The organism is Mesorhizobium sp. M0496 (assembly GCF_040321205.1).
Taxonomy (GTDB): Bacteria; Pseudomonadota; Alphaproteobacteria; order Rhizobiales; family Rhizobiaceae; genus Mesorhizobium.
Map to the genome: position 1 here is coordinate 110,063 of NZ_JAMYRC010000016.1, position 8,456 is coordinate 118,518.

The window sequence follows — 8,456 nt, forward strand, 5'->3', positions numbered from 1 at the left end:
TCGATGGTCCGCATCCTTCCCCTGACCAAAGCGGCGGCGGTCAATCCGCTGAAGTCATCGCAGCCATTGGGTGCCGCCTTGGCCTTTCTTGGCGTCGACGGCGCGATGCCGTTGTTCCACGGCAGCCAGGGGTGCACCAGCTTCGCCCTCGTGCTCTTCGTGCGACATTTCAAGGAAGCCATTCCCTTGCAGACGACGGCGATGGACGAGGTGGCGACGATCCTTGGCGGGGCGGACCATCTGGAACAGGCGATACTCAACCTCAAGGCCCGCACAAAGCCAACGCTGATCGGGGTCTGCACCACGGCGCTGGTGGAAACCCGGGGCGAAGACTGCGCAGGAGATATCGCCAATATCAGGCTGGAGCGCATGGAAGAACTCGCGGGTACGGAGGTGGTGCTAGCCAACACACCGGATTTCGACGGCGCGATCGAAGAGGGCTGGGCCAAGGCTGTCACCGCGATGATCGAAAGGATTACGCGGCCCGGCGAGCAGGCGCGGCAGTCCAACAAGATCGTGATCCTGCCTGGCTGGAACCTCACTGTGGCTGATATCGAGCATTTGCGTGAGATGATTGAAAGCTTTGGACTCAAACCGGTGATTCTGCCGGACATCTCCGGCTCGCTCGACGGTACGGTGCCCGACCGCTGGGTCACGACCACCTATGGCGGCACCAGCGTCGAGGATATCCGCGAGCTTGGCACGGCTGTGCAATGCGTCGCCATCGGTGAGCATATGCGCCGCCCGGCCGAGCTGCTGCACAGGTTAACCGGCGTACCTTACGTGCTGTTTCGGTCGCTGACTGGATTGAAGGACGCAGACCGGTTCGTCTCGCACCTATCGGCGGTTTCGGGCGCGGCGGCGCCGGCTGGGGTACGCCGTCGCCGGGCGCAGTTGCAGGACGCCTTGCTCGACGGACATTTCCACTTTGGAGGTAAGAAAATTGCGATCGCTGCTGAACCAGACCAACTCTACCAACTCGCGAGCTTCTTCATCGCCATGGGCTCCGAAATCGCGGCGGCGGTCACAACGGCCGCTATGTCGAAAATTCTGGAGGAAGTGCCGGCGCAGTCGGTTCAAATCGGCGATCTCGGCGATTTGGAAGCGCTTAGCGCCGGCGCTGATCTTCTCGTTACTCATTCCCACGGCCGCCAGTCGGCGCAGCGCCTCGGCATTCCGCTCATGCGGGTCGGCTTCCCGATCTTCGACCGGCTCGGGGCTCAGCACAAGCTCACAATCCTCTACCAAGGGACCCGCGACCTGATCTTCGAGATTGCCAACATTTTCGAAGCCAACGGGCACGCGCCGACGCCTGAGGCGCTTGATCCACTCCGTAAGCGAGAAATGCCAGATGCGCTCCGTTCGTCGCCTCTCGCTCGTCACTGACGAGGTTCACGCACCGAAGCCGGAACGCCAAGCCGGCGCATTGCGCGTGGCCATCGCCACGCAGGACATGAAGAACCTCAACGCCCATTTCGGATCGGCCAGGCGCTTTGCTGTCTACGACGTGATGCGCGAGGAGTGGAATCTCGTCGAGGCCGTGGCCTTCGATGACGTTTCCGACGAGAGCGGGAAGCATCGAACTGAGGGCGACGACCGCGTCACCCCGAAGGTGGAGGCGCTGAAGGGCTGTCATCTCCTGTTTTGTCTGGCGATCGGCGGACCTTCGGCAGCCAAACTTGTTTCGGCAAAAATTCATCCGATCAAAGTGCCGCACCCCGAAACCATCCAAGAGGTGCTCTTGCGCACGCAGATGATGCTCAGGACGTGTCCTCCCCCTTGGCTGCGCAAGGTGCTGGCGCAGGCAGGTGTCGCCGAACAGAAACCGTACTTCGAGGACGAAAGCTGAAATGAGGAGTGGGCGAAATGTTTGAAGGCGCTGGTAGCCCTGCCGCCACCGAGGACGAGGCGGCCCTTGCCACCCCGTTCGTCAAATGCCTCGTGCGGCTGATCCGTGCCAATGATTCCCACGGGTCGTGGGAAGGCAAATCGGACGCCGAGCTGCTGGGCGACTTCATCATCACCAGGGAACAGCGCCGTGCAATTCCAATCATCGGCGATCCCGATCCGGACGTGCTGTGGAGGCTCGATAAGTTCTACACCGCCGTCGGGCTTGCGATTGAGGAACGCTCCGGCCTGATGGCATCGCCGATGATTGAGATGAGCCATGAGGGCTTCGGGCGCGTGCTCTTCACGGCCGGGCGGTTGGTCGTTCTGTCAAAGACCCTGCGCGACGTCCATCGGTTCGGCTTCGAGACGTTCTGGAAACTCGCCGCCGCCGGTACCCAACTGGCCGGGGATGCCACCGCAGCCATTGAGGCTTATCCCGAGTTGGCGCGGGCGTGATGGAACCGATTTTCGATCAAGGGGATCATGTCAGGCCTTGAGGACATGCGATGGCCAGCCCACTCAACCGAGGCGGTCGATGCCGATTTGGTTCTTGGGGTAGCGCTGATGAAGCCACTGGTCCTGATCTGTTCGCAAGATGCTGAGTTGTATCTGTTCCTCAGCCACATTCTGGGAGTGGACGGCTTCACGAGTGAGCCGGCAGGCGGGGTGAAGGAAGCACTTGCATTGGCCGATCAACGGGAGCTCCAGGCGGTAGTGCTGGACTGCGGGCCGGCAAGCGCGACAGGCTCCACAATCTGCGCCCGGTTCAAGGGGGAGCCCCGGACCGGCGGCCTGCCCGTAATTGCGCTGATCGCGCCCGGCGCCGAGAACCAGCACCTCGATCTCTTGAAGGCTGGGATTGACGAGAGCTTTGTGCGGCCCTTCGCGCCGGCCAAGCTGCTTGACTGTCTACGGATGAAGCTGGCGCTGCCACAGCCGGGTTCAAACGGGATAAAAAACGGCAGCTGGCTCTGTTGCGGCAGCCTTGAGATGAAGCTCGATGCCCACCGAGTTCGCGGCAATGGCCACGACATCCATCTCGGACCTCTCGAATTCAACCTGCTGCGGCAATTTCTTGAGGCTCCCGGCAAGGTCTTCAGCCGAGACGAGCTGATCGACGCGGCCTGGCCGGACAATATCCATATCGGTGAACGCACTGTCGACGTCCATATCAGCCGGATCAGAAAGGCGCTGAAGGCGGCCTCGCCAGGTAGCGTCATTCGTACTGTCAGGTCTGCCGGCTACTCGCTCGAGAAGCCGGACGACTGAATAGCGGACGTTGGTGTGCCACTCTCCATCTTCGTTGGAAGGCAAGTCTTGCGGCTTCGAAACGCGCTACGGGCGCGACATACTCAGGGGAAAGCAGTCAGATGGCCTTCAAAAGCCTACTCAGTGTAGCGGGAGCTGACCACTCCGATCGGGACGTCAGAACAGCTGCAAGCTTGTGCGCCGAGGTCGGCGCACATTTGTCCGTCCTGATCGTGTCGCCTCCGCCGCTCGTTATGTCGCCTCCGCTGCTAGGCGATGGCATCCCCGCGTGGCCTACGCAACGCGCACAGGCCATTGCCAGACTGGAAAGACGGTACAGGCAAATCGAGAGATTTTCGCAGGACGCGACCAGTCTGGAAAAAACTTCTAGGGAAATTCACAAACTGCTGAGAGCCACGTGGCGGTGCTATGATGTCGATATTGCCAACTGCGATCAGGCCAGCATCGGTGACGCGGTGCGACAGCGGGCCATCTGCAATGACCTGACAATCGTCGGCCCCGCACTTCTCAACGACATTAACGTCGGTCCCCTTGTTATCAACGGCAGCCTGTTCGACAGCGGAAAGCCGGTTCTTGTCGTGCCAGAGGGCGCTGAGGCGACTCTGTCTCCACGGCGCGTTCTGGTCGGCTGGGATTCGCGAGTCGAGGCGTCCCGTTCGGTTCGGGAAGCGCTGGACCTGCTATCCGGTGCTGAGGAAGTTCGCGTCGCACTCGTCGATCCGGAGGCGACCTGCACCGGAAACGGCGCCGAGCCGGGAGCCGACATCGCTGCCTATCTCACTCGGCACGGTGCTCGGGTGTCGGTCGACCGGCTGGCGAGCCGTGGCAAACCGGTGGCCACGGTGCTAGGGCAGCACGCAATCGACACGTCTGCCGACCTGATCGTCATGGGCGCTTATGGCAGCCGCCGGCTGCGCGAGCGGCTCTTCGGAAGCGTGACGAGATGGATAGTTGGCAAGCCGTCTTTGCCGCTGTTTTTGGCCCGCTGACCGGTTCTGAAGTAGCACCGATGCTGTTCCAAGCTCTACTCCGCTGATCACCTACCCTGATACCAAGTCGGAGCAAGGTCGCCGCAAACGAGCAGGTTTCGCGAAGCTCATGAGCAACTTGCAAGCGCCGTCGCGAAGAACATTCCCCGGACGCCTCTAACGCGCTCGGTGTCTGCTCGCCGAGACAACCCGTAACGCGCAGACAAACGGCCGGGCAGAAGCCCAGACGTCCTCAATGCGCTCAAAACACCAATACTCGAGCCGGCGTCAGGTCGAGAAAGAGAGTCGTTTCAGCGCGGCAGGCCGCGTTCGGACCGTAGCCTCATCGTATCAGCGATATCACGATTTCCCTCACCACTGGCGGGGAACTGAACACGGCCACGACCGTGCAGCGCCCAAGGCACCGACCTTCGAGTCCGACGGTCGGGCTCTTGCCGGCCCTCCGGGCGAACGGTGGCATCAATCACGTGTCATCGCCTGGGATGGTAGCCGGGTCAGCGGCGAGGGCGCCGCATCTTCGGCGTTTTCAGTCTGCCCGGCCCACCGCGTGGCGACCGAGCGGCCTTGAGGCCGGTCAATTCCCACAACGCTCACATTCGCACCAGGCGGTCCCTGTAGGACCTGTGCACGGGGATATAGAACAAAAAAAGCGGGAATCCGGGAGAGTTCACCGGCCTGGCACATGCCGGCACACATCCCGGCTCTCTTGGCCACGATCATCATCGTCAATCTGGCGTTATTCGCGACCCGCAGCCGGACATGACCGGCTTCGTCGTGAAACTCCGGCGTTGCGAGCCAGGAAAGCGCAACGCGGAAGAGGTAGGGCAGAGGCGATGCTCGGAGGGAGCGGCCCCTGCAATCGCAATGGCGTTCCGCTGAGCGACCGGAACGGCAAGAAGCTCAAGCAAGGCTTGAGGCGGACGATGATGACGTGGCTGGCGCTAGCCAACGCAGTTATGATGTCCATGTGTTCGTCCCTATGTCGAGACGTCCGTGGCCACGCTTCTGTGCCGACGCGAAGCGGGTGATGCGTGTCCAAGACCTGACAATGGCAGAAAACATGTCGCGACTAATACAACCGGCTATCTGAGCGCCCCGGAAGCTTTTTAATATAATCAGCATTTACTGCACGCTGAGCTCGTTGGCACGACCTTTGCGAATTAACTTCCAGCAACACTGAGTGAAGGCTGAATGCACGCAGATGCGCAAGACGAGCGATGCTCTCCCTTCGTTGAACCCTCGTGCCACGGTCTCAAAGGGGAACAAGCTTGCCCACAAGGTCACGCAGCCTTCGGCAACAGCTTTGGAGGGCAAGATGATGTTGCGGATGGGGTCACCGGCTCCTTCGATCAAAGTGGAGGACTGGCTGCGTGGCGAGCCCCTTGCGGACTTCCAGCCCGGCAAAGTCTATACCATCGAATTTTGGGCAACTTGGTGCGAACTATGTGCGGCGGAGATGCTCGAGCTGATGCAGCTACAGGAGAAATACAAGGACAGCGGACTTGAGGTCGTCGGCATCGCGGCTGATGAAAACGCTCCAACGGCCGTTGAGGCCCGAACCAGGTTGGACGCGTGGTTGACCGAAAAGTGCTCAAACCTGAACTTTCGGATCGCGTTCGACTACACAGGCGAAATGAACAAGCTTTGGATGGAACCCAGCTTTTCTGTCGGGATTCCGACCTCGTTCGTGGTCGACCGAGACGGCCACATCGCCTTTATCGGTCATCCGACGGAACTCGATGAGGTCTTGCCGAAAGTGCTTAACGGCAGCTGGCGCACCAGCGATCAAGCGAAATCCGCCGATACGGAGCGGATCGCCAAAAACGAACCCATGGCGCGCGAACAAGCGTTGAAGAAGCCGATCAATGACAGATTTTGGGCGGCGGTGAAGACAGAGGATTGGAAGACGGCGCTCTCGGCGATCGAAGAGGGCATTGCCCTGTTGCCGGACAACCTCAATTTCCGCCTGGCTCATGCGAATCTGGTGCTTCACAAAATGCACGACATGTGGACCGGCTTGCCCCTCATGCACCAATTGGTTCGCGACGCGATCGACAGAAACTCCGAGGACTGGATGATCGCGGCGCTAAACCAACTCTTCCATCCGAACCTTGACCATTCGCGCTTTCCGTCTGCTGAGCGCTTCGCGATAGGCAAAGAGCTGTCCGAACACGTGCTGGCACTGAATCCCCCGCAAGGCGACAGCCCAAAGTTCTGGTCTTATCCGGCGGTCGCTCGGTATTATCATGAGAGCGGCAACAAAAATCGCGCGATCGAGTTGGTGGAGCTGGCACTGAAGTCGCTGGACGGTCCGGAGCCTATCCCTGACGAACTGAAAGAGCACCTTCTACCGGAGTTGCTACAGGCCTTGGCCAACTACAAGGATGAGAAGGTTTGTCACGGCGCTCTCTGCGCGGCACCGCAAAAGAATTTTTTGCCGAAGGTGTCAAAGCGCCGTCCGTAAAAGGGGGTGATGGTTGGAATGTGTACTGGCCAATTCGTCCATTTCCTTGGCGCGGCCGCAGCAAGTCGGTTCCATGCAGCACAATGTGGATCGCTTGCAGCGGGTTCGAGGCTCCAATCTTGCGATGACCTCCGGCCGCATCACGGCGGAAGCGATGCTCGACGCGAATTCCGGCCGGGGTGGAAGACCTCGCAGTCGAGGACGTGTTCAAGGTCGGCCACTGGGACATCGATTGCGTGGAATCGGCCGCCCCGAGCCGGGCGCCGGCTGCGCAATTGTGGCCGAAGTAGGCGTCCCCGAAAACAGACATCGTGCTTCGAGGACGAGGACTGAAATGAGGAGTGTGCGAAATGTCTGACACCGCAATCAACCTTGCCGTCTACGACGACGAGGCGCTTGCCACACCGTTCGTCAGATGCCTCGTGCGGCTGATCTTGCTCAAGACTCCTACGGCTCGTGGGAAGGCAAATCGGATGCCGAACTGCTGGCCGACTTCATTGTTACCAGAAAACAGCGCCGTGCGATCCCCATCATCGGCGATCCCGATCCGGACGTGCTGTGGAGGCTCGATATGTTCTACACGGCCGTCGGGCTTAGGATCGAGGAGCGCTCCGGCCTGGTGACACCGCCAATGATTGAGATGAAACCCATGGGCGCTTCGGACGATTGCTTTTCACGACCGGGCGGTTGGTCGCTCTGTCAAGACATCCACCGGTTCGGCTTCGAGACGTTCAGGAAGCTCGCGGAGGCCGGTACGAAACTGGTCGACGATGCGACTGCAGCCATTGAAGCCTATCCCGACGTGGCACGGGCGTGAAGAAACCGATTTCGAGGAAGGATCTATGTAGATGAGATGGGGAAGAAAGTCCGAAAGCTTCAGCTGCGCGCGGCAGTTGCCAAGATGAAATTGCGCGACCTTGCAGAGGATCTCCCGCGAAAATGGACGGAGATAGAGGAAGTTGCCGAGGAAATGTCGGCCGTTTTTGCCGAGTTGGATGGTGCCAGGAGAGAGCTCGCTGCAATGAAGAAGTTACGATGACGAGCACATTCACAACTCGCGACGGCTCCGGATGGGTGCCGGAATATCTCACCGCTATAGACGGCACGACGTGCATCGGCTGCGGCCGCTGTTTCAAAGTCTGCTCGCGCAAGGTCATGCATCTTTACGGCGTCGATGACGCGGGTGAAATCCTCGGCGCCTGCGACGACGGGGATGACGATTTCGACGGTGAGCTCAATCGCATGATCATGGTCGTCGATCATGCCGGCCGCTGCATTGGCTGCGGAGCCTGCGCCCGCGTCTGCCCGAAGAACTGCCAGACCCATGTTGCGGCCGACCAGGTCGCAGCATGATCTGAGGAGACAAAACCAGGAGAACGGCGTTGCCCTTAAAAATATTTTGTCGCGTCCTGGGGCTGGTGCTGTGCAGCACCGCACTGACTGTCTACTTCGCTTCTTATTCCATCGGCACAGTAGTCGTCACGACGCTGGCTTGTTCGCTGCTCCTTCAGCTGGCGTATTTCGCAAGCGTGCTCTTTCTGATCTGGCGGTCGGGTTTCGCTCGCGAAGCTGGGCAAAGGGCTGAGCATTTCGGCAGTTGCGAGGACGTTGGATGCCAATCGCCAGACCAGATGAGGTGACGAGTGGCTCGGCAGATTCGCTTCAAAATCATGCTAGCTATATCGCTGCTGCTCCCTTGAGGCGTGGCCGTGACAAGATCAGAGCTCGGATTCCCGCCACTTTCGATGAACCACGGACCGTACGCCTCCGGCGAGGGCCGCCTTGCGCGAGCATGGCACGGAAGCGAGGCTGCGCTCTTAAGGTCGTCCTTACGAGCGTAGTTA

General features: G+C 60.1%; 10 protein-coding genes. All 10 read left to right on the forward strand.

The features are described from left to right. Positions 1-3 precede the first annotated feature (3 nt). The 10 genes from nifN to NKI73_RS16275 all read left to right on the forward strand — a co-directional run bounded on the left by nifN (position 4) and on the right by NKI73_RS16275 (position 8,252). Positions 4-1,386 (forward strand): nitrogenase iron-molybdenum cofactor biosynthesis protein NifN, encoded by a 1,383-nt coding sequence (gene nifN / locus NKI73_RS16230; protein ID WP_352631329.1) that lies wholly within the window; start codon positions 4-6, stop codon positions 1,384-1,386. Then, positions 1,352-1,849 carry a nitrogen fixation protein NifX gene (gene nifX / locus NKI73_RS16235; protein ID WP_352631330.1) on the forward strand — a complete coding sequence of 166 codons (498 nt, stop codon included), beginning with the start codon at positions 1,352-1,354 and terminating at the stop codon, positions 1,847-1,849. The genes nifN and nifX overlap by 35 nt, the downstream gene beginning before the upstream one ends. Before the next feature lie 17 nt (positions 1,850-1,866). Continuing rightward, entirely contained in the window at positions 1,867-2,346 is a 480-nt protein-coding gene (locus tag NKI73_RS16240) for a NifX-associated nitrogen fixation protein (protein WP_031241596.1), read from the forward strand. A gap of 108 nt (positions 2,347-2,454) precedes the next feature. Then, complete coding sequence (locus NKI73_RS16245; RefSeq protein ID WP_435054082.1) at positions 2,455-3,159, forward strand: response regulator transcription factor; 705 nt, start codon at positions 2,455-2,457, stop codon at positions 3,157-3,159. A 101-nt stretch (positions 3,160-3,260) separates the two neighbouring features. Beyond that, positions 3,261-4,148, forward strand: a complete 888-nt coding sequence (locus tag NKI73_RS16250; protein ID WP_023784648.1) for a universal stress protein — start codon at positions 3,261-3,263, stop codon at positions 4,146-4,148. A 1,315-nt stretch (positions 4,149-5,463) separates the two neighbouring features. Next, positions 5,464-6,612, forward strand: coding sequence for a TlpA disulfide reductase family protein (locus tag NKI73_RS16255; protein WP_031241597.1), 1,149 nt, complete (start codon positions 5,464-5,466; stop codon positions 6,610-6,612). A gap of 415 nt (positions 6,613-7,027) precedes the next feature. Next, positions 7,028-7,429: a DUF269 domain-containing protein gene (locus tag NKI73_RS16260; RefSeq protein ID WP_023784651.1), complete on the forward strand. Its 402-nt coding sequence runs from the start codon at positions 7,028-7,030 to the stop codon at positions 7,427-7,429. Between the two features lie 36 nt (positions 7,430-7,465). After that, positions 7,466-7,651 (forward strand): CCE_0567 family metalloprotein, encoded by a 186-nt coding sequence (locus tag NKI73_RS16265; protein ID WP_023784652.1) that lies wholly within the window; start codon positions 7,466-7,468, stop codon positions 7,649-7,651. Further along, positions 7,648-7,965: a ferredoxin III, nif-specific gene (gene fdxB, locus NKI73_RS16270; RefSeq protein WP_023784653.1), complete on the forward strand. Its 318-nt coding sequence runs from the start codon at positions 7,648-7,650 to the stop codon at positions 7,963-7,965. Before NKI73_RS16265 ends, fdxB begins: the two co-directional genes overlap by 4 nt. A gap of 65 nt (positions 7,966-8,030) precedes the next feature. Further along, positions 8,031-8,252 carry an exopolysaccharide production repressor protein gene (locus NKI73_RS16275; RefSeq protein WP_245276245.1) on the forward strand — a complete coding sequence of 74 codons (222 nt, stop codon included), beginning with the start codon at positions 8,031-8,033 and terminating at the stop codon, positions 8,250-8,252. The last annotated feature ends 204 nt before the right edge of the window (positions 8,253-8,456 follow it).